This is a genomic window from Micromonospora sp. NPDC005367 (assembly GCF_040606825.1).
Lineage (GTDB): Bacteria > Actinomycetota > Actinomycetes > Mycobacteriales > Micromonosporaceae > Micromonospora.
The window spans coordinates 161,121-180,275 of record NZ_JBEXFP010000006.1; the positions used below are offsets into that span (position 1 = coordinate 161,121).

General features: G+C 72.4%; 18 protein-coding genes and 2 pseudogenes. 6 read left to right on the plus strand and 14 right to left on the minus strand.

Annotated elements, in window-relative coordinates:
* Window positions 1–55: 55 nt before the first annotated feature.
* The 12 genes and pseudogenes from gvpJ to ABZS42_RS07190 all read right to left on the minus strand — a co-directional run.
* Window positions 56–271: pseudogene (gene gvpJ / locus ABZS42_RS07135) on the minus strand (gas vesicle protein GvpJ); the annotation flags it as partial.
* Window positions 268–1,464, minus strand: a complete 1,197-nt coding sequence (locus ABZS42_RS07140; protein ID WP_355143076.1) for an SRPBCC family protein — start codon at window positions 1,462–1,464, stop codon at window positions 268–270. The gene ABZS42_RS07140 and the pseudogene gvpJ, both read right to left, overlap by 4 nt.
* A gap of 2 nt (window positions 1,465–1,466) precedes the next feature.
* Window positions 1,467–1,880, minus strand: a complete 414-nt coding sequence (locus ABZS42_RS07145) for a hypothetical protein (protein WP_355143031.1) — start codon at window positions 1,878–1,880, stop codon at window positions 1,467–1,469.
* A 284-nt stretch (window positions 1,881–2,164) separates the two neighbouring features.
* Window positions 2,165–2,674, minus strand: coding sequence for a GNAT family N-acetyltransferase (locus tag ABZS42_RS07150; protein WP_355143032.1), 510 nt, complete (start codon window positions 2,672–2,674; stop codon window positions 2,165–2,167).
* A gap of 115 nt (window positions 2,675–2,789) precedes the next feature.
* The gene (locus ABZS42_RS07155; RefSeq protein WP_355143033.1) at window positions 2,790–3,671 is read right to left on the minus strand and encodes a hypothetical protein; all 882 of its coding nucleotides are present in this window, start codon (window positions 3,669–3,671) and stop codon (window positions 2,790–2,792) included.
* Window positions 3,655–4,425, minus strand: coding sequence for a DUF3618 domain-containing protein (locus ABZS42_RS07160; RefSeq protein ID WP_355143034.1), 771 nt, complete (start codon window positions 4,423–4,425; stop codon window positions 3,655–3,657). Before ABZS42_RS07160 ends, ABZS42_RS07155 begins: the two co-directional genes overlap by 17 nt.
* A gap of 21 nt (window positions 4,426–4,446) precedes the next feature.
* Window positions 4,447–4,839, minus strand: a complete 393-nt coding sequence (locus ABZS42_RS07165; RefSeq protein ID WP_355143035.1) for a phage holin family protein — start codon at window positions 4,837–4,839, stop codon at window positions 4,447–4,449.
* The gene (locus tag ABZS42_RS07170) at window positions 4,836–5,513 is read right to left on the minus strand and encodes a hypothetical protein (RefSeq protein ID WP_355143036.1); all 678 of its coding nucleotides are present in this window, start codon (window positions 5,511–5,513) and stop codon (window positions 4,836–4,838) included. Before ABZS42_RS07170 ends, ABZS42_RS07165 begins: the two co-directional genes overlap by 4 nt.
* A 313-nt stretch (window positions 5,514–5,826) precedes the next feature.
* Window positions 5,827–6,201 (minus strand): DUF3263 domain-containing protein, encoded by a 375-nt coding sequence (locus ABZS42_RS07175; RefSeq protein WP_355143077.1) that lies wholly within the window; start codon window positions 6,199–6,201, stop codon window positions 5,827–5,829.
* Between the two features lie 421 nt (window positions 6,202–6,622).
* Window positions 6,623–7,639, minus strand: a complete 1,017-nt coding sequence (locus ABZS42_RS07180; RefSeq protein WP_355143037.1) for an ABC transporter permease subunit — start codon at window positions 7,637–7,639, stop codon at window positions 6,623–6,625.
* Entirely contained in the window at window positions 7,636–8,646 is a 1,011-nt protein-coding gene (locus ABZS42_RS07185) for an ATP-binding cassette domain-containing protein (RefSeq protein ID WP_355143038.1), read from the minus strand. The genes ABZS42_RS07180 and ABZS42_RS07185 overlap by 4 nt, the downstream gene beginning before the upstream one ends.
* 141 nt (window positions 8,647–8,787) lie before the next feature.
* Window positions 8,788–9,573: a DeoR/GlpR family DNA-binding transcription regulator gene (locus ABZS42_RS07190; RefSeq protein WP_355143039.1), complete on the minus strand. Its 786-nt coding sequence runs from the start codon at window positions 9,571–9,573 to the stop codon at window positions 8,788–8,790.
* Between the two features lie 199 nt (window positions 9,574–9,772).
* Here ABZS42_RS07190 and ABZS42_RS07195 point away from each other — a divergent pair, with 199 nt between their 5' ends.
* Genes ABZS42_RS07195 through nagA form a run of 3 tightly spaced genes read left to right on the plus strand, consistent with a single transcriptional unit; the run spans window position 9,773 to window position 12,788 of the window.
* Window positions 9,773–10,702: an SIS domain-containing protein gene (locus ABZS42_RS07195; RefSeq protein WP_355143040.1), complete on the plus strand. Its 930-nt coding sequence runs from the start codon at window positions 9,773–9,775 to the stop codon at window positions 10,700–10,702.
* A complete protein-coding gene (locus ABZS42_RS07200) occupies window positions 10,699–11,682 on the plus strand; it encodes an ROK family protein (protein WP_355143041.1) in 984 nt (327 codons plus the stop codon). The genes ABZS42_RS07195 and ABZS42_RS07200 overlap by 4 nt, the downstream gene beginning before the upstream one ends.
* Complete coding sequence (nagA, locus tag ABZS42_RS07205; protein ID WP_355143042.1) at window positions 11,679–12,788, plus strand: N-acetylglucosamine-6-phosphate deacetylase; 1,110 nt, start codon at window positions 11,679–11,681, stop codon at window positions 12,786–12,788. Before ABZS42_RS07200 ends, nagA begins: the two co-directional genes overlap by 4 nt.
* Before the next feature lie 390 nt (window positions 12,789–13,178).
* Here nagA and ABZS42_RS07210 read toward each other — a convergent pair.
* A pseudogene (locus tag ABZS42_RS07210) lies at window positions 13,179–14,588 on the minus strand (DUF4032 domain-containing protein).
* On the opposite strand from ABZS42_RS07210, the gene ABZS42_RS07215 reads away from it, so the two are divergent.
* Both ABZS42_RS07215 and ABZS42_RS07220 read left to right on the plus strand, forming a co-directional pair.
* Window positions 14,473–15,261, plus strand: a complete 789-nt coding sequence (locus ABZS42_RS07215; RefSeq protein ID WP_355143043.1) for a phosphatase PAP2 family protein — start codon at window positions 14,473–14,475, stop codon at window positions 15,259–15,261. The pseudogene ABZS42_RS07210 and the gene ABZS42_RS07215 overlap by 116 nt on opposite strands.
* Entirely contained in the window at window positions 15,258–16,502 is a 1,245-nt protein-coding gene (locus ABZS42_RS07220; protein WP_355143044.1) for an APC family permease, read from the plus strand. Before ABZS42_RS07215 ends, ABZS42_RS07220 begins: the two co-directional genes overlap by 4 nt.
* Before the next feature lie 47 nt (window positions 16,503–16,549).
* Here ABZS42_RS07220 and ABZS42_RS07225 read toward each other — a convergent pair whose 3' ends face one another.
* A complete protein-coding gene (locus ABZS42_RS07225) occupies window positions 16,550–18,523 on the minus strand; it encodes an NAD-binding protein (RefSeq protein ID WP_355143045.1) in 1,974 nt (657 codons plus the stop codon).
* 94 nt (window positions 18,524–18,617) lie between these two features.
* Here ABZS42_RS07225 and ABZS42_RS07230 point away from each other — a divergent pair, with 94 nt between their 5' ends.
* The gene (locus ABZS42_RS07230) at window positions 18,618–19,124 is read left to right on the plus strand and encodes an MSMEG_6728 family protein (RefSeq protein WP_355143046.1); all 507 of its coding nucleotides are present in this window, start codon (window positions 18,618–18,620) and stop codon (window positions 19,122–19,124) included.
* The last annotated feature ends 31 nt before the right edge of the window (window positions 19,125–19,155 follow it).

The following is a 19,155-nucleotide window of genomic DNA, read 5'->3' on the forward strand; positions in this document are numbered from 1 at the left end:
CCTCGACCAGGTCGGGCAGCCCCTTCTGGTTGCGTGGAGTGATGTCGAGCCGGTCCACCGCCTGCGCGAACCGCAGGTACGTCTCGACGCTCGCCACCACCACCCGGGCGTTGATCTCCAGCAGTTGGATGCCGACCACGGCGACGGAGACCTGGGCGTCGATCACCACTCCCTTGTCGAGCACGGTCTCCACGACGTCGGCCAGGCTCGACGACGATCCGCTCCGCTGTAACGCGCTTCCGGACTGGCCGTCAGTCGTCGCGACAGTCATTCGTCCGACACCTCCCGTCGACGACGGACCGCGGGGCGGCGGGGAGGCGTGGGCGCACGGCGGGGGCGTGGCTCCGTACCGGGCTCCGGCTCCTCCGGCGGACGCGTCCGGCGGGCTCGTTGCGGCGCGCGCCGGCGCACCGGTCGCGGATCCTCCGACTCCTCCGGTTCGTCCTCGTACTCCTCGTGGTCCTCGTCGTATTCGTCCTCGTACTCGTACTCGTCATCAGCCGGACGGCGCCGCGCCGGCCGGCGGCGTGCCCCCACCTCGGGGCGGGCCCGGCGTGGCCGCTGCTCGGGGCGTCCCTCTTCCGCCTGCTCCTGGCCCTCCTCGTCGCGCTGTTCGTGTTCCTGCTCCTCGCGGACGGCCGTGTCGTGGTCCTTGACCACCTGGGAGTCCCGGATCTCGCCGCGCCAGCCCGTCACCGAGTCCGGGTCGAGCACGGTCCGCGTCATCACGTGCCGGACGAAGTGCTTCAACTCCAGCCGCACGCGGCGTCCCTGGGCGCGCCACAGGTTCCCGGTGTGTTCGAAGAGCCCCTGCGGGTGGTACTCGAGCACGACCAGGATGCGGGTCAGGTCGGGAGTCAGCTCGTGGAAGCTGACCGTCCCGTCGACCGAGCCCTTCTCACCCTTCGAGCGCCAGTGGATGAGCCGGTCCGGGATCTGCCGGACGATGGTGGACTCCCACGTCCGGTGCGACCAGAAGACCTGCGCCTTCCACATGAGCTTCTCGTCGGACTCGGTGTCGACGTTCTCGACCTTCTTGATGAAGCTCGGGAAGTCGCCGAACTGGGTCCACTGGTCGTACGCGACCCGCACCGGCACGCCGACGTCGACCGTCTCAACGATGTTCGTCACCTTGATCTTGCGGCTCCCGCCGCCCGCGCGCTCCTTACGCCGGCCGAGCGCCGACATCACCTTCTCCTTACCGCCGGCCATCCCGGCGTGGATCATCGCCTTCATCGGGGAGTCCCCCGCGGCCATCCGCTGCGCCCCGGTAGCGGCGGCGATCAGGCCCGGACCGCCGCCCTGCTTGGCGTACTCGCTGAGCCGATGCGTCGCGCCGGCGACCTTCTCGGTCACCACGGACGCGGCCCGCTCACCGAGCGCTTCGGCCAGGTTCCGCACCTCGTCGGCGAGTTCGCCGCGGACCTTGCCGCCCAGTCCGCCGCTGCTCGGGTTCGGTGCCATGCTCACCGCCCCCGCCGCTGGCCGGCGGGCTCGGCCTCGTCCGGCGACGGCTCGATGTCACGCTCCGACTTCCGCTCGCCGCCACCCGAGGCACCTGTGACCGATGCGGTACGGCGGCGCAACGCATCGGCCGAGCTGTGCAGCTTGTCGCTGAGTGCGTCGACGCCGCTGCCGGCCGCGGCGGTGGCCGCCGCCTTCCCGGCCATGGCGAACGGGCCGCCGAGGCGGCCGAGGTTGCCCAGGTGAGGGGAGGAGCTCAACAGGTCCGCGCCGCGCTTCATCAGCCCGCCAGGATGCATCGTCGCTCGGCCGGCCGCGACGGCCGCGGCGAGGGCGAGTGCGGTACGCAGTTTGCGGCGGCGACCGATCAGGTAGCCCAGACCCACCGCGAGTCCGATTCGTGCTCCGCTGTTCATCAATTCTCCTTCGCTCCCCGCTGTTCGGACGCCTGCTGCCTTCGGGGCCGAAAGGGGCCCGCTGATCGACGTGAGCGGGACCTCTCATCAGGCGTCCCGTTTTGGCGGACCCGGCGGGCAGTACCCCACGGCCAGATCGCGAAACCGCACAGGCAATTTCGGCGGGTACTCGGGAAACGAATTCCGAAAAGTGGCGCAGCAACCCGTCAAAACGGGCACTGAGGCGCAGACAGGCAGCCCAGGGGCGCGGAGCGACCACTGACGGAGCTACCGTAAGAACGGGATCAGAGAACTGGTGGTGTCGAATCGAGGCAGATTTCGGCATGCACCTTGCCGCTGTCCTCGCGCAATTTCGCACCGCTTTTTGCGAGCACCTTCAGTGCCTCGGTGTTCTCCGAAGTCGTTTCCGCGACCACGGTACGCATGCCCGCCGCGGCGGCCTCGTTGAGCAACTCCCGCAGGGCGGCCACACCGAGTCCCTGACCGCGCGCCGACCGGCCCAGCCACATGCCGGTCTCGACCGTGCCGGCCTCGTCACAGCGGGTCATCCGGACCATCCCGACCACCTCGCCGCCGGCCAGGATCGCGTACATCTGGGTGGCGGTCGGACCGGTCAGCCCGGCGAAGCTGGCGCGGTGGAACTCGCGGAAGGCTTCCCGGCGGGCGTGCGACCAGCCGGCCGGTGCCTCCACCGGCGGCATCACCTCGCCCGGTTCCGCCTCGGCCGCCGCTACGGAGAGCAACGGCTCGAGATTCCGCTCGTTCACCGGCTCCAACCGGACCGCACCCGTCACGTCGCGCAGTTTGCCGTCCCCACCGGCATAAGTCCACCCCGTTGAGCCGCTACTGACGGTCCGTCGAGAGGGATCGGCCGGTCGGACGGCACCGGATGCGCCTCACGCTCCGCTATCAATCGGGACCGAACTCGCAGAGCATCACAGAGGCGTCGTCGGCGCGCTTGTGCCGGCGGAGCCGGTCGGAGAGGTCCCGCTCGGCGGCCCGGACCTGGTCGATCAACGCGCCCGGCCCCTCGGTGGCCACCAGATCGAGCAGAGCCGGCCAGTCGAAGAGGCGGAACTGCTCCACCGCGCTGGACGCACCGTCACTGAGCAGCGCCGCCCGCCGCAAGGCGCCCGGCCCGCGCAGCGGCACGGTGCCGGTCACCGCGTGGTATGCCGCGTCCGGATCGGCGGCGGCCACCCAGTAGCCGTGCGTCCGGTTCATGCGTTCGCGTTGCAGGCCGACCGCATGCCGGAACCGGGTCGCCCGGTCCGCCGCCGCGCCCGCCGGCACCATGGCGACGGTCTCGCGCAGTTCGGCCATCGCCCGGTCCAGCCGGTCGTCGGAGACAACACTGACCCGGCCGCCGGTGTCCAACACCAGGGGGCTGTCACACAGCACCAGGTAGTCCACCTGGTCACCGCCCTCACGAAGCAGGCAGACGGTGCTGGACGGGGTGCCCGGATGGTCGAGGTCGCATTTGCCGTCGTGGTCCGCGCGTACCGCGAGGATGGCCGCGGCGAGGTTGCTCATCAGCGACGCGGTGGGGCGCGCCGCCTCGGCCAGCCCGATCCGGGCGGCCAGGTGCCGGACGTACCACTCCGGCCCGTGTACGCAGCCGGTGTCGAAGCCCTCGGGGACGGTGGCGCCGTCGAGGACCCCGACCAGCGAACCGAACCGGAACACGACGTCCTCGTTCACGTCCCGGCCCGGCGCCGCCGCGGAGGCGGAGCGGACCCGCATCAGCGGAGCCCGCCCCACCGCCCGCACCGGCTCAACGTCGGAACTCACCGACGGCCTCTTGCGTCTGCCCACGCATCTGGTGGGCGGCCGACCGGCCCTGCTCGCGTATCTCGGCCGCGCCCTTGATGGCGGTGGACCCGACGGACCGAGCCGCCTGCGACGTCGGCTGCCGCATGTTGTCGCGGAGCCGGTGACCGAACTGGCTGGCCTGCTCCCGCAGTTCACCCGAGTGCTGGCCGACCTGCTGGCTGACCATCCCCTTGGCCTGCCCGGCGAGCTGCCGTTCGCGACGGCTCGGCGGGAGCAGGGCGGACACCAGCAGGCCCGCGCCGAAGGCGATCAGACCGGCCGCCATCGGGTTGCCGTGCATCTGCTCCCGGGACTGCTGCCCGACCGATCGGGCCTCGTCCCGCACCGAGTCGGCGGCGGAGGACATCCGCTGGCCGGCCTGCTGACCCATCTGCTGGACCGAGCCGGCGGCGGACGACGCGGTCTGGCCGGCCTGCTGACCCATCTGCTGGACCGAGCCAGCGGCGGACGACGCGCTCTGGCCGGCCTGCTGGCCCAGGTGTTGTGCCGTGCCTCTGGCGGACGACATGCGCTGTCCAGCCACATCGCCCATGTGTGCCGAGGTACCCATCACCTTCTCCTTCATCCGGGTGAGCGCGCCACGCGCCTCCCCGACGCGGTCACCGGCGATCCGACGCGGGCTGACCTTGTCGGCCAACGCGTCGACGCTACTGCTCAGATCTCGCCGGGTGTACTCGATCTCCTGTCGGATCCGATCAGGATCGGTCGACATAACCTGCTCCCTCCCGGCCGGTCATCGGCCGCGCAACGCGTCCGGCACCTGCCGTGCGGTCTGTTGCGTCCGGGGTAGCACCCCACCGATCTGGCGCATCTTCGACCGCCCCATGACGAGCGTGACGGCGGTGACGACCGCCCAGAAGCCCGCCACGATCAGTGCGGCCCAGCCCTGGTCCATCACGTTGGACAAACCCCACCAGGCCGCGTACGAGAGGAACAGCACCACGAGGAAGCCGGCCAGCGCCGCGACGCCGAACATGGCACCGGCCTTACCGGCCTGCGTGGCCTCCTCGCGCAGTTCCACCTTGGCGAGCTGTACCTCCTGGCGGACCAGGGTGGACATGTCGCGGGTCACGTCACCCAGCAGCTCGCCTACCGACTGGGTGCGTTCCTTGAACGGGGCGCTCACGGTGCCACCCCGCCGGGAATCCCGGGATCCTGGCGCCGGCCGTCGGGCGAGATGTTCTGCGCCCGCGCCGCTCCGGCGTAGGGTCCTCCGGCGCTGTACGCCGGGTCGACCGGCCGCTCGTGCGGCTGCGAACCGGCCTCCATCGGCTGGCCCATCTGCCCGGCCTGGCCGCCCGAACCCCGCCCGTTGCCCGACGAGGTCAGGTTCCGGGCGAGCCGGCCGAACAGCAGTCCGGCCACGGCCGTCCCGGCCAGGAACGCGCCGGGATGCCGGCGGGCGTACCCGCGAACCTCGTGCAGCAGATCGGCGGGCTCGTTCTCGTCGATCCACCCCGCGGCCCGCTGTGCCATGTCCGCCGCCCGGCGGACGGCCTCACCGGCAAGCTGGGATTGGCTGCCCTCCGCCATCGAGTCGAGGTCGTGCCCCAACCCGCGCAACCCCTCGGCGGCCCGGTGTTTCTGCGACATGGCCTGGTCACGCAACTGCGTGGTGGCCTCGCCGCCCAGGTTCCGCACCTGCTGCCGCGCCTGCGCGGTCACTTCCCGGCCCTGTTCGGCCATGGTGTGGCCGACCTGGCCACCGGCCTGCGCGGTCTGATGACCGACCCGGGAGGCCTGCTGACGGGCCTGTCCGGTGGTGCTGTCCGGCGGTCTGCTCTGGTTGATCGCCGTCATCACACGCTCCCTTCATCTGCCCCGAGCCACGGTGGGACCCGGGACGTCTACCGCCTACCCGTCGGGTCCGGCGACATTCGTTCGTCGCCGACCGGTCGCGACGTCCCGGGGGCGGGGATCCGGCCAGGTCATGCAGGCTCGCCGTGCCGGGCGCTCGGTGGTCGCGACCGGACGGTCGGCGTCATCTCCGACGGGTGCGACCACAGTTACCTAGCCGGGCGGATCCGTCCGGCACGGCGAGCCGGGACGCCGGCCGCAGCGGGCCGTTCCCGGGGCGACCCGTGCAGGTCGCCGCGACCTGGCCCGGATCCGGTCAACGGCGGCGATTACGGGCGCGGGAGGATCGCAGCCGGCGCAGCCGGCCGATGAGCACGGGTTCGGCGGCGAGTGCCGCCGGGTTGTCGAGCAGCCCGTTGAGCAGTTGGTAGTAGCGGGTCGCGGTAACCCCGAAGGTGTCCCGGATCGCCTGCTCCTTCGCCCCGGCGTGCCGCCACCACCGCTGTTCGAAGGCGAGGACGGCGACTTCCCGCTCGGTGAGTCCCGGGCGCGCCGCGTCCGCCGCCGACCCGCCGCCGGCATCAGGGTGCGTCTCGGCGGGATCGTCGGGCGTGGCCGGCTCGACCATGTCGTCACCGGGGACGGCCTCCACGGCCGGCGCGGAACGGGGCGGTGGAACCGGCCGGGCCATCACCCTCGGGCTTCCGTCGTCCGGCCGGTCGGCAGTCTGCTCAGCGGCGCGGGGAGCGGGTGCCCGCGAGGCCGCGCCGGCGGAATCCGCAGGGGCGTCGGCGGGCGGCTCGGCGGCGGCCGGGGCGGCGTCGGCGGGCTGCATGTCGCTCCTCGGTCGGACGGGCCGGCACGGCAACACCGACCGGGGACACCAGCCTAACCAGGGCGGACGCCTGCCGCATCCGCCGCTGCCGCGCCCTGCGTGAACACCGGCGCAGACCCGACAACGAGGTCTGGGCCTCGCCCGAGGCGCCACCGGGGCGAAGGCGCCCGGAAGAGCGCGGATGACGGCGGGCCGCCCACCGGGTGCTCCCCGATGGACGGCTCCGCCGTCCCGGCGCGACGACGTCAGCGATCGACGTCGGAACCGCGGGCCGAAGTCAGGAGATGTCGCGGCGGCGCATCGCCCAGAGCGCCGCCCCGAGGATCACCGCGGCGCCCACCGCCAGCAACACCGACGAGTGCTGCCAGGTGACGTCGAACGTCGCGGGATTGCACTGCCCGAAGACCGTGGCGTTGCAGGATTCGTAGTCGTAGAGGGTGACGGTCTTCTGAATCCAGGCCAGCGCGTAGGTCGGCAGCAGCCACGCCTCCGGGAACCGGACGCCGGCCATGTCCAGCAGGATGCCGAGCCCGAACTGGCCGACCACCGCCACCGCGACCACGCCGCCGAGGGCCATCGCGGTGTGCCGTCCCAGCGAGGCCAGGGCGAAGCCGACCGCGGTGACGACCAGTACCAGCACCACGGCGCGCAGCCCGGTCAGCGCAGCGGACTGCCACACCCCGGAGGTCACCTTCTCGGTGGTGCCCCGGAACGTGGCGACCAGCCAGAACCCGGCGAACCAGGCCACCGCGGCGGGCAGGGTCACCGCGAGCATCCCGGTGAGCAGTGCCGCGAGCTTGGTCAGCAGTACGTTCAGCCGCTTGGGCCGACACAGCAGGAGGTTCATCATCCCGCCGCTGCTCCATTCCGCGCCGACGAAGGACGCGCCGATCACGAAGCCGACCAGGGCCAGGATCGCCGCGAACGGAATCAGGGTCCCCGGGAACGTCTCGCGGAAGTCGAACGTCGACGGCAGGAACCACGAGGCCTGGATGTCCTCACGCGGCGGAGCGCTGATCACCGAGCAGTCGTCGGGATAACGGCCGTCGTTCGGCGTACCGGCCGCCTTGGCCGCTTCGCAGGCCGTGCGCTCCTGCTCACTCCAGCGGACCTGCTGCGCGTACTGCTGGTCGGCCTGCCGCTCGGCGCCGGCCAGCGCGTCGGCGTCGAGCTTCTGGTTGGTGAAGAACGTGCCGACCACCACGGCGAGGAGCACCAGCAGACCGAGCAACGTCATGTAGCGGGTGAACCGCCGCTTGGTCAGCCGGCGCAGCTCCGTACGGTAGAGGCTCACGCCCCCCACCCCCCTCCGGTGGCGCCGGACTGCTCCGCGCCACCGACCTTCAAGGACTGGTCGACCTGCCGGTGCTGGCCCGGTACGGGCGCGGTGGCGGTCAGTTCGAGGAAGACGCTCTCCAGGTCGACGGTGACCGGCGCCAGCTCGCTGACGTACAGGCCCTGCTCGGCGAGGAGCCGGGTCACCGCCGCCGGCTTGTCGACGCCGGCGAGCATCAGGTGGTCGGCGTGCCCGGTGACCAGGATCCCCGAGCGGGTGAGCGCGTCGGCGGCGGCCGGCAGGTCGGCCACGGCCTCCAGGCGTACCCGCACCGCTCCGGAGGAGTGCTGCGCCAGCACGTCGTCGACCGGGCCGAACGCGACCCGGCGACCCAGCGAGATGATGGTGACCGAGTCGCAGATCAGTTGGATCTCACCGAGGATGTGGCTGGACAGCACCACGGTCATGCCGGACTCGGCGAGATTGCGGGTGAGCGTGCGCATCTCCCGGATGCCGCCCGGGTCGAGACCGTTGGCCGGCTCGTCCAGGATCAGCAGTTTCGGGTTCTTGAGCAGGGCGGAGGCGACGGCGAGCCGCTGCTTCATGCCGAGCGAGTAGGTCTTGACCCGTTCGCCGGCCCGCTCCCGGAGCCCGACCAGCTCCAGCACCTCGTCGACCCGGTTCGACGGCACGTCGCCGGCCGACGCCAGCAGGGACAGCGTGTCCCGGGCGGTGAAGTGCGGGAAGAACTGCGGACTCTCCACGATGGCGCCGACCTGTCCGGCGACGTCCGGCAGCGCGGCGGGTACCTCGTGGCCGAGGATGGTCATCCGCCCGCCGTCGGGCCGGATCAGGCCCAGCAGCGTACGCAGGGTCGTGGTCTTGCCCGACCCGTTCGGGCCGAGAAAGCCGTGCACCTGCCCAGCTTCGACTCGCATGTTGAAACCGTCCAGCGCGTTGCGGGTGCCGCGCCGACGGCTCTTGTAGGTCTTCCGTAGAGCTTCGATCTCCAGGACAGCTGGCAAGCTGCACCTCCCCCGATGGTGGGCGTGACAGCGCTCACCATACGCGGTATGCATTGCGCGGTAATACTCGGTATGCACCGACGCGCCGACCGGGAAGCCAGATGGGGTCAAGCACCACTGTGGGGGGCCTGTCCGTGCAGGTCAGGCGCAGACGACGTGCACACCCGCGGCGCGGAACGCCTCGACCAGATCGACGTTCGCACCGGAGTCGGTGACGAGGGTCTCCACCCGTTCCAGCGAGCAGATCCGGGCGAACGCGTGACCCCCCAGCTTGGACGAGTCGGCGATGATCACCACCCGCTTGGCCCGGGCCACCATGAGGCTGTTCATCGCCGCCTCACCCTCGTGGTGGGCGGCGGCGCCGAGCTGCGGGTCGATCGCGTCCACGCCGAGCAGGGCGATGTCGAGGGTGACCTCGCGCAGCAACGCCCCGCCCAGCGGCCCGACCAGCTCGAAGGACTTCGGCCGGACCACGCCGCCGGCCACGACGACCTTCATCCGGGAACGCACAAGCAACTCGTTGGCGATGTTCAACGCGTTGGTCACCACGGTCAGCTGCGCACCGTCGGTGTTGGTGTTCAGGTCCGGCCGTACGGCCAGGGCCCGGGCCACCTCGGTGCTGGTGGTGCCGCCGTTGAGACCGACCACCGTGCCGGGCGTGACCAGCGCGGCGGCGGCAGTGCCGATCCGCTGCTTCTCCGCCGAGTGCTTGGCGGTCTTGTAGCGCAGCGGCAGGTCGTACGAGACCCCGTTGGCCACCGCTCCACCACGGGTACGCGTGATCATCTGCTGCTGGGCGAGCTGGTCGAAGTCGCGCCGGATGGTCGCCTGGGAGACGTCCAGTCGCTCGGCCGCCTCCTCGACGCTGACCCGACCGTCCTCGGTCAGCATCTCGAGCAGGGCATTCCATCTGGCGTACCGGTCCACCGCGGATGCCCTCCCAGCTGCTGCACAATCGGTGATTGATTGCGTGCACAGTAGTGCGCGAAACTACGCTGGCGCAAAACATTGACCTGCTCGATCCTTCAGCCGGTTGCCACGGCCACCCGATTTCGCGCAGAATGGCGCTCGAAAGACGGGTGTATCGAGCCCTATTGCGCACGGCTGCCTCCTCCGAGGAGTTCTCATGGCGTACGTCCACGCGGAGATCGCGAGCCAGCCCGACTGCTGGCGAAGGGCCGCCGAGCTGGCCGCCGACGTACGTGCCGACCTGCCGGCGCCCGGCGAACGGGTCGCCGTAGTCGGCTGCGGCACGTCGTGGTTCATGGCCATGGCGTACGCGACACTGCGCGAGCAGGCCGGCCAGGGCGAGACGGACGCGTTCCAGGCCTCGGAGTTCCCGACCGGCCGCCGCTACGACCGGCTGATCGGCATCACCCGCTCCGGCACCACCACCGAGGTGGTGGAGCTGCTCGACGCCCTGCGCGGGCAGACGCCCACCACCGTCCTCGTCGGCGACCCCGACTCGCCGGCGGCCCAGCTGGCCGACGCCGCGGTCCTCATGCCCTTCGCCGACGAGCGATCGGTGGTGCAGACCCGCTTCGCGACCACGGCCCTGGCCCTGCTCCGCACCCACCTGGGCGAGAACCTCGACGCGCTCTCCGCCGACGCCGAGGTGGCCGTCCGAGCCCCGCTACCGATCGACCCCACGTCGATCGAGCAGGTCACCTTCCTCGGTCGGGGTTGGACGGTCGGCCTGGCCCAGGAAGCCGCGCTGAAGTGCCGCGAGGCGGCCAGCTTCTGGGCCGAGGCGTACCCGGCGATGGACTACCGGCACGGCCCGATCTCGATCGCCGCCCCCGGCCGGCTCGTCTGGGCGTTCGGCGCCCTCCCCGACGGGCTGCCGGAGGATGTCGCCGCGACCGGCGCGGCGTTCGTGCACAGCCGCACCCACGGCTGCCGCACCGTGCTCGGCAACTGGGCGGCGGGACGCAAGCCGGTCGACCCGATGGCGGATCTGATCCTGGCCCAGCGGTTCGCGGTCGCCCTCGCCACGAGCCGCGGCCTCGACCCGGACGCGCCCCGGCACCTCACCCGGTCCGTGGTGCTTGCGTGAGCGAGCAGCACGACCGAACCATCCAGCACGGCAACGCGGCCGACAGCGACGTCGTCGTCGCGCTCGACGTCGGCGGCACCGGCATGAAGTGCGGCCTGGTCCGCCCGGACGGCGTCGCCGTACACACTGAACGACACCCGACGGAGGCGGCACGCGGCCCGGCGGCAGTGGTCGACACGATCCTCGACGTCGCCGAGGGGCTGACCGACAAGGCGCGCGCCGACGGTCTCACCCCCGTCGCACTCGGCATCGCCGTACCGGGTGTGGTCGACGAGACGCGCGGCGTGGCGGTCTGGTCGGCGAACGTCGGCTTCCGGGACGTACCACTGCGGGACCTGGCGGTGGCGCGGCTCGGCCTGCCCGCGACGCTCGGCCACGACGTGCGGGCCGGCGGGATCGCCGAGGCCCGGCTGGGCGCCGGTCGCGGGGCCGGCCACGTCCTCTTCGTCGCGATCGGCACGGGCATCGCGGCCGCGCACGTCGTCGACGGGACGGCGAACATCGGCGCGCACGGCGCGGCCGGCGAGTTCGGGCACATCCTGGTCCGGCCGGGTGGGCCGCGCTGCGGCTGCGGCCGACCCGGCTGCCTGGAGGCCGTCGCCTCGGCCGCGGCCATCGGCCGCCGGTACCAGGAACTCGCCGGCACACCGGGCACCGCGGCCGAGGTCGCCGAGCGGGCGACCGCGGGTGAGCCCGTCGCGGTACGGGTCTGGCAGGAGGCCGTCGAGGCGCTGGCCGACGGGCTCGCCACCGCACAGGCGCTCTACGACGTGGCCACGGTCGTGGTCGGCGGCGGGCTGGCACAGGCCGGCGCGCGACTGCTCGACCCGCTCCGGGCGGCGCTGCACGAGCGGGTGACCTTTCACCGGGAGCCGCGCCTGGTCGCGGCGGCCCTCGGCGACGAGGCCGGGTGCCTCGGCGCCGCTCTGCTAGCTCTCGACGCCCACGGTGGCGTCTCGACAACCAGGGAGGCGCGATGACCCAGCGGGTCAGCGGCAAGGTGGTGACCCCGGCGGGCGTCATCCGGCAGGGCTGTGTCGAGTGGGACGGCGAGCGGATCACGGCGGTGGCCGAGTACCCGTCGGTCCACGACGGACACTGGATCCTGCCCGGCTTCGTGGACATGCACACCCACGGCGGCGGCGGGCACACCTTCACCACCGGAGATCCCGAGCAGGCCCGGCAGGCCGCCGCGTTCCACCTGCGTCACGGCACCACGACGCTGCTGGCCAGCCTGGTCAGTTCCCCGTTCGAGCTGATGCGGTCGGCCACCGCCGCGTTCCGCCCGCTGGTGAGCGAAGGCGTGCTCGCCGGCATCCACTTCGAGGGGCCGTACCTCTCGGCGGCCCGGTGCGGCGCGCAGAACCCGGAGTACCTCCGCGACCCGTCCACCGACGAGCTGGCCGAGCTGATCGAACTGGCCGGGTCCGCCCTCCGGATGGTGACCCTCGCCCCCGAGCGGGACGGCGCGCTGGAGGCCGTGAAGCTGCTCACCGCGCACCGGGTGGTCGCCGCGGTGGGCCACACCGACGCCACGTACGACGAGACCCGCTCGGCGATCGCCGCCGGCGCGAGCGTCGGCACCCACCTGTTCAACGGGATGCGGCCGGTACATCACCGCGAGCCCGGCCCGGTGACGGCTCTGCTGGACGCCCCGAACGTGGTCTGCGAGCTGGTCGCCGACGGTGTGCACCTGCACGACGGGATGCTCACGTTCTCCTCGTCGGTGGCCGGCCCCGAGCGGTCCGCGCTGATCACCGACGCGATGGCCGCCGCCGGCATGCCCGACGGCGAGTACGAGCTGGGTGGCCAGGCGGTCACCGTGGCCGACGGGGTGGCCCGGCTCGCCCGCGACGGCGCGATCGCCGGCAGCACGCTGACCATGGACGCCGCGCTGCGGCACGCCGTCGCCGCCGGCATCCCCATGGCGGACGCCGCCCGGATGGCCGCGACCACTCCGGCCCGCGCCATCGGCCTCGGCGACCAGCTCGGCGCTCTCCAGGTGGGGCTGCGCGCCGATCTGGTGATCCTCGACGACGACCTCAACGTGGTCCGGGTACTGCGGGCGGGCGCCTGGCAGGAGTAACCCACTCCCGTCACCCCGGCCCTGAGGCACCGCGACAGACGTTCACCCCTGCGGCCTTGTCGAACCCGGCACCGCGACAGACGTTCACCTCTGCGGCCTTGTCGAGCCCGGCACCGCGACCACCCCGCACTCCCTTTAGAACTGAGTCATCCGCGTCATCACCGGCGCCCCTTCGGACTGCGTCCGGGCAGCATGCCCAGACACGTCCGGGCACCGATCCACTGCACCCTGGCACCCCGTCCGGGCACCGGTCCGGGCGCTCCGAGGGCTTGATTCGTTTGCGTCATCAGATCTAAAGCACCCGAACCAGCAATCCCCGCCCCGGCAGCCCTGCCCGCGAGCAGCGAACAACGGGCAGCGAACAACAGGCAGCGGGCCCGCCACAGTCCGTCAGCCGGTGACGGTGGGGAGCTCCACACCGAGCACGGCCTGCTCGTCGGGACGGTGCACGAGCACGTCCGACAGGTACGACTGCACCGCGTGGCGCATCCCGACGTCCCGGCCGGCCCGCTCGGAGATCAGCCACTTGTGCTCGATGATCTGCGTGAACAGCTCCTGCGGCTCCAGTTTGCGCCGCAGGTGGGCCGGCACCGCCCGTACCACCGGCTCGAAGACCTCGGTCAGCCAGCGGTGCGCGGCCTGCTGCTCATCGCTGAGGTCGCTCTCGGCCCGGTAGGCGTCCAGGTCGTTCAGGAGCTTGCGGGCCTGGTTCTCCTCGGCGTCCAGGCCGGTGAGCCGCAGCAGCCGGCGGGTGTGGTAGCCCGCGTCGACGACCTTCGGGCGGACCAGGTAACGCCCGTCGGCGATGGTCGACATGGCCACCTCCGCGACGTCGAAGCCCAGCTCGTTGAGGCGGCGGATCCGGCTCTCGATGTCGTGTCGGGCCTCCCGCTCGACCTGCTGCTCGTAGGTGATCTCGTGCCAGAGCCGCTCGTAACGCTGCACGACCTCCTCGGAGACCACCTCCGGGTCGATCGACTCGTGCAGCAACCCGGCGGCCTGGAGGTCCAGCGCTTCACCGAAGATGTTGACCCGCGCGATCTCCAGGTCCTCGTTCCGCTGGCCGTTGGAGAGCGAGGGGCGCAGCGCCCCGGTCTCCGCGTCGACGAGGTACGCCGCGAACGCCCCGGCGTCCCGACGGAACAGGGTGTTCGACAGCGAGCAGTCGCCCCAGAAGAACCCGGTCAGGTGCATCCGGACCAGCAGCGCGGCGAGGGCGTCGAGCAGCCGGCCCATCGTCTCCGGGCGCAGCGTGTGCGAGAAGAGCGCCCGATACGGCAGCGAGAACTGCAGGTGCCGGGTGATCAGCACCGACTCGAGGGTTCGCCGTCGTCGGTCTGCCGGTCCGCGACGACCGCCACCGCCTCGACCGCCGGAAAGTCGATCCGCTCCAGGGCCCGGAGCAGGTCGTACTCCCGTTCGGCGATCCGCTCGCGGGTCTCCTTGAAGGCGTAGACGTAGTCGCCCAGCCGGACAAAGCGGACGATGTGCCGGGAGATGCCCTGCGGCAGCGCCACCAGATGCTCGGCAGGCCACTCCTCCAGCGGGGTCGACCACGGAAGGTCGAGCAACGCCGGGTCCACGAGAGCAGAGGTGATCCGCACGGGCACAAGTGTGACCCGTCCACCCGCACAACGCTCCCCATCGTGGCTGGGCCCACAGCGCCGCCCGGTAGCTTGGTCGGATGCGCAACACCGTAGGGGTACGCGAACCGGTGCGGCTGCGGCCGGTGCGACCCGCCGGCTGGTGGTACGACGCACTGCTGCTCGCCGCCCTGGTCGGCCTTACTGTGGCGCTCACCACCCACCACCTCTTCGGCCTCGACAAGGCGGTGGCGGACTGGGCGGACACGCACCGCCCGACCGTGGCGTACTGGCTGGCCCGGACCCTGAACCTGCTCGGTCAGGGCACCCCCCTGACCCTGATCGCGGCCGGACTCGGGGTGCTGGTCGCGATCCGGGTCCGCTCGATCCGGCCGATCCTGCCGCCGGTCCTCGGATTTGTGCTCACCACCTTCACCATCGGGCCGTTGAAGGTCTGGACGGCCCGGCCGGCGCCGAGCGCCAGCATCAAGGAGCCCTTCCTGTCGCCCGAGCAGACCCTGCCGCTGTTCCAGGAGAACCTGCCGCTGCGCTTCGCCCAGTCGTACCCGTCGGGGCACGTGGCCAACGCGATCGTCTGGTACGGCGTGCTCGCGCTGCTGCTCGCCCCGCTGCTGCGCACCTACGGGCGCACCGTCCCGCCCCGGCTCGTCCTCGCGATCCGGATCCTCCCGCCGTTGATCGTGCTCTGCACCACCACCTACCTGGGCTTTCACTGGCTCACCGACTCGGTGGCCGGGCTGCTGCTCGGGCTGTTCCTGGACCGGCTGATGCACCGGGTGCCGTGGGACGACGTACCGCTGCCCGCCCGGGTGCCCTGGTCGGGCCGCACCCGGTTGTTCACCTCCGGTCCGTACCCTGGCCCGCCGTGACTGGACTGGAACGCCGGCTGGGCGTCCCCGACGCGGTGCTCATCGGCCTGGGGTCGATGCTCGGCGCGGGTGTCTTCGTGGTCTTCGCTCCGGCAGCGGCGGCGGCCGGTGGCGCCGGACTGCTGCCCGCCGTGGTGCTGGCCGGTTTCATCGCCTTCTGCAACGCGACCAGCTCCGCCCGGCTGGCCGCCCGCTACCCGGAGTCCGGCGGCACGTACGTCTACGGCCGGGAGCGGCTCGGGACGTTCGCCGGGTTCCTCGCCGGCTGGGGCTTCGTGGTCGGCAAGACCGCGAGCTGCGCGGCGATGGCGCTGACCATCGGGGCGTACCTCTGGCCGGGGCAGGCCCGGCTGGTCGCGGTCGCCGCGGTGCTCGCGGTGACCGCGGTGAACCTGCGCGGCATCGGCAAGACCGCGGCCGTGACCAAGGCACTGGTCGCGCTGGTGCTGGCGGTGCTGGCGCTGGTCGCGGTCACCGGCGTCATCGGCGGGCCGGTCGAGCTTGCTCGGCTGGCCGGACCCGGGGGTTCCGGTCGGGGCGTGCTCACCGCTGCCGGCCTGCTCTTCTTCGCCTTCGCCGGGTACGCCCGGATCGCCACGCTCGGCGAGGAGGTCCGCGACCCGGAGCGGACCATCCCCCGGGCCGTGCCGCTGGCGCTCGGCGTGGTGCTGGCGACCTACCTGGTGCTCGCCGTCGTCGCGCTCGGCGTGCTCGGCGCCGACCGGCTGGCCGGTTCCGTCGCGCCCCTGGCCGACGTGGTGACGGCGGCCGGCCTGCCCGGGCTCGCCTGGGTGGTCCGGGCCGGGGCAACCGTAGCGGTCACCGGCGTGCTGCTCTCCCTGCTCGCCGGGGTGGGCCGGACCCTGCTGGCGATGGCCCGCCGCCGGGACGTGCCGGGTGCGTTGGCGGCCGTACACCCCCGGTACCGGGTGCCGCACCGGGCCGAGCTGGCGGTCGCCGCGGTGGTGATCGTGGTGGTGCTGCTCGGCGACGTCCGCCAGGCGATCGGCTTCTCCAGCTGCACGGTGCTGGTCTACTACGCGATCACCAATGCGGCGGCGCTCACGCTCGGCCGCGACCCGGGCCGCAAGCTGCCGGTCCAGGCGCTCGCCCTGCTGGGGCTGGCCGGTTGCCTGCTGCTCGCCGTCAACCTGCCGCTGACCAGCGTCGTCGCCGGCTTCGGCGTCCTCGCCGTCGGTGCCGCCTGGTACGCGCTCCGCCGCTTCCTACCGGCACGTTGATCGGGAGGTCGCCGTTGGCGACTCCGGCTGACCGGGTCAGGGCGGGTTCAGTTGGGGTGGGCGGCCGGGTGCGGGCCGGGGGCGTCGTCGTCCCGAGTGGGCCCGGTCGGGGGTCCGCCGTTGCCGCCGCCCGGAGGCGTGGGATGTTCGCCGGTCGCCTGTTCCGGCAGGGCGGCCGCCCCGAAGGTCGGCGGGACGCCGGATCCGCCGGACGGCGATGGAGTGCCGCGGAGCGGGGTGCCGGACCGGGAGACGGGTACGTCCGGCGGTGCCGGCGGGGCGCTCTGGCGGGTGAGCCACTCCAGCCCGGCGCGGCGGGCGACCACGGTCAACCGGTCGCCCGCGAAGATCACCTGGCGGGGGTCCAGGTCCTTCCACCAGATCGTCCGCCCGCCACCGACCGGGGTACGCGCGATCACCCGCACCTGCCCCTCCCGGAAGACCCCGCCGAGCGGTCGCCCGTCCAGCTCCGAACCGGCGGCGACGGGCACCTCGGCGACGGGCAGCGCGTGCCGCCCGACCGGAATGGTGGCGATGACCGCCCGCTCGGTCAGCGCACCGGTGAACGCGGGTGCGGCCAGGTAGGAGACCGACCGGGAGACCCCCAGGCCGAACGCCTCCTCGACTCGCTCGGCGAAGTCGTTCTCGAACAACCGCAGCACCACCCGCAGATCGGCCCGCGTGTCACGCGCGACGAGCGCCGCCTCCAGGTTGGCCACGTCGTCGGTCGACACGATCACCAGCGCCTGGCAGGCGGCGACCGAGGCGGCTTCCAGCGTCTCCGGCCGAGCCGCATCGCCGACGATCAGCGACACCCCCAACTGGCGGGCGAGGCCGCCGCCGCGTGGCTCCGGATCCTTGTCGATGGCGACGACCTCGACGTCGTACTCACGTAGTTGGGCCATCACCCGGGTGCCGACGTTGCCGAGGCCGACCACCACCACGTGACCGGCGCGGTGTGGCTGGAGCCGGCCGGTGTGCAGGGCCAGCCGGGCGTTGACGATCCCGTCCACCACGACGGCGGTGAGCAGCGGGATCAGCGCCAGCCCGGCGAGGTTCAGCACGACCTGCATCACCTGGGCGCCCCCCGATTTGTCGGGGTCCGGGTCGGCGCCGCTGAGCGTGGTCACCAGGGTGACGTACAGCGCCTCCGCGGGCGAGATGTGGTCCTCGGTCTGGGCGATCAGCGCGCCGAGGATGGCGACGACCGCGAGCACGAGCATCATCGCGATGCCGATCTTGCGGGTGGCGAAGCCGCTTACCGCCCGCATGAACACCGCGACCGGCCGGCGCCGGGCCCGGACCAGCCGTCGGGCGGCGACCTCGGTGCCGGGTGGCTGCCCGGTCGCCTCGGCGAGCACCAGATCGGCGGCGGACTGGTCGGCCGGCAGCAACACCACCCGCTGCGGGTCGCGCAGGTCGGCCAGCGCGCAAACCACGTCCTGCTCCCGCACGTCGGCTCGGCGGGCCACCCGCAGCGTCCGGCCCCGGTGCTGGAAGTGCGTCGGGTCGACCTCGCCGAGCGCCGCCGCGACGAACGCCGGCGCGGCCATCTCGGCGTCGGAGAGCACCTCGACCGGGGCCTTGAGCAGGGTACGGACACCGTCGGCGAGGGTGCCGTTGAACATCCGCAGCACCTGCCGGACGTTCTTGTCGACCGCCTGGGCGCAGAGCGCGGCGTGCAGGTTGCCCACGTCGTCCTGGTCCAGCAGGGCGACGCCGGCCGCCCCGGGCAGGTTGGCGGCCCGGAAGGTCGCCTCATCGAGCCGGTCGGAACGGACCACCCGCACGCCCCGCAGCGTCGCCACGTCGGCCCCGTTGGACCGGTGCCGCTCCGGCACGACCACGGTCACCCGCGCGCCGCCGGCGGGCAGGTCACTCTGCAGCAGGGCCTCGGCCACGTAGTAGGCCAGCGAGTCGCGCCCGCAGATGACGTAGTGCGGGCGGGGATCACCGGCTGGGCGAAGCCGCCAGTTCCACTCGACCGCCCGACGTGCCCGGTCCCGCCACGGCTCCCCCATGCCGGAATCGTAGTAAGGACGACCACGCTGGGCGAGACCTTCCGGTTCGCCCCGGCCAGGCATGGGGCCCCGAGCCGGCGGGTAGAGCAGCGGCATGCAGACCTTCCTCCCGTACCCGGACTTCCTGGCCAGCGCCCGGACGCTGGACCAGAAGCGGCTGGGGAAGCAGCGGGTGGAGACGATCCAGGTGCTGCGCGGGCTGACCTGGCCGACGTACGGCTGGCGCAACCACCCCGCGGTGAAGATGTGGGCGGGGTACGAGGAGGCGCTGACCCGGTACGGGCTGGACATGTGCGCGGTCTGGGTCGAGCCGGGACGGGCCGACACCTGTGCCGTGACGATGGCCCGGGATCTCGCCGCCGCCTGCGGTATCGGGATCGTCCGCGGCCAGGCGGAGTTGGCCGCCGCCGGTGAGCTGCCGCCCTGGCTGGGCCGGGAGGAACTGCACCTGAGTCACCGTTCGTCGCTCGTACGCAAGGACCCGGAGCACTACCGCCCGCTCTTCGGCGACGTCCCGCCCGACCTCGAGTACGTCTGGCCCGACTCGGACCGGGAGCGACGCTGCCGCACCGCCGAAGGACAGGGAGACCTCCCCTCCTGACGCACGACGGTCTCGTCCGGCGAACCAGAGG

Excerpts from the sequence above, each read along its gene's own strand:
- ABZS42_RS07195 (WP_355143040.1), top strand. The coding sequence starts at position 9,773 with ATGGCGTACGTCCACGCGGAGATCGCGAGCCAGCCCGACTGCTGGCGA.
- ABZS42_RS07230 (WP_355143046.1), top strand. The coding sequence starts at position 18,618 with ATGCAGACCTTCCTCCCGTACCCGGACTTCCTGGCCAGCGCCCGGACG.
- ABZS42_RS07160 (WP_355143034.1), bottom strand. The coding sequence starts at position 4,425 with ATGTCGACCGATCCTGATCGGATCCGACAGGAGATCGAGTACACCCGG.
- ABZS42_RS07225 (WP_355143045.1), bottom strand. The coding sequence starts at position 18,523 with ATGGGGGAGCCGTGGCGGGACCGGGCACGTCGGGCGGTCGAGTGGAAC.
- ABZS42_RS07140 (WP_355143076.1), bottom strand. The coding sequence starts at position 1,464 with ATGGCACCGAACCCGAGCAGCGGCGGACTGGGCGGCAAGGTCCGCGGC.
- ABZS42_RS07145 (WP_355143031.1), bottom strand. The coding sequence starts at position 1,880 with ATGAACAGCGGAGCACGAATCGGACTCGCGGTGGGTCTGGGCTACCTG.
- ABZS42_RS07170 (WP_355143036.1), bottom strand. The coding sequence starts at position 5,513 with ATGACGGCGATCAACCAGAGCAGACCGCCGGACAGCACCACCGGACAG.
- ABZS42_RS07215 (WP_355143043.1), top strand. The coding sequence starts at position 14,473 with ATGCGCAACACCGTAGGGGTACGCGAACCGGTGCGGCTGCGGCCGGTG.
- nagA (WP_355143042.1), top strand. The coding sequence starts at position 11,679 with ATGACCCAGCGGGTCAGCGGCAAGGTGGTGACCCCGGCGGGCGTCATC.
- ABZS42_RS07175 (WP_355143077.1), bottom strand. The coding sequence starts at position 6,201 with ATGGCCCGGCCGGTTCCACCGCCCCGTTCCGCGCCGGCCGTGGAGGCC.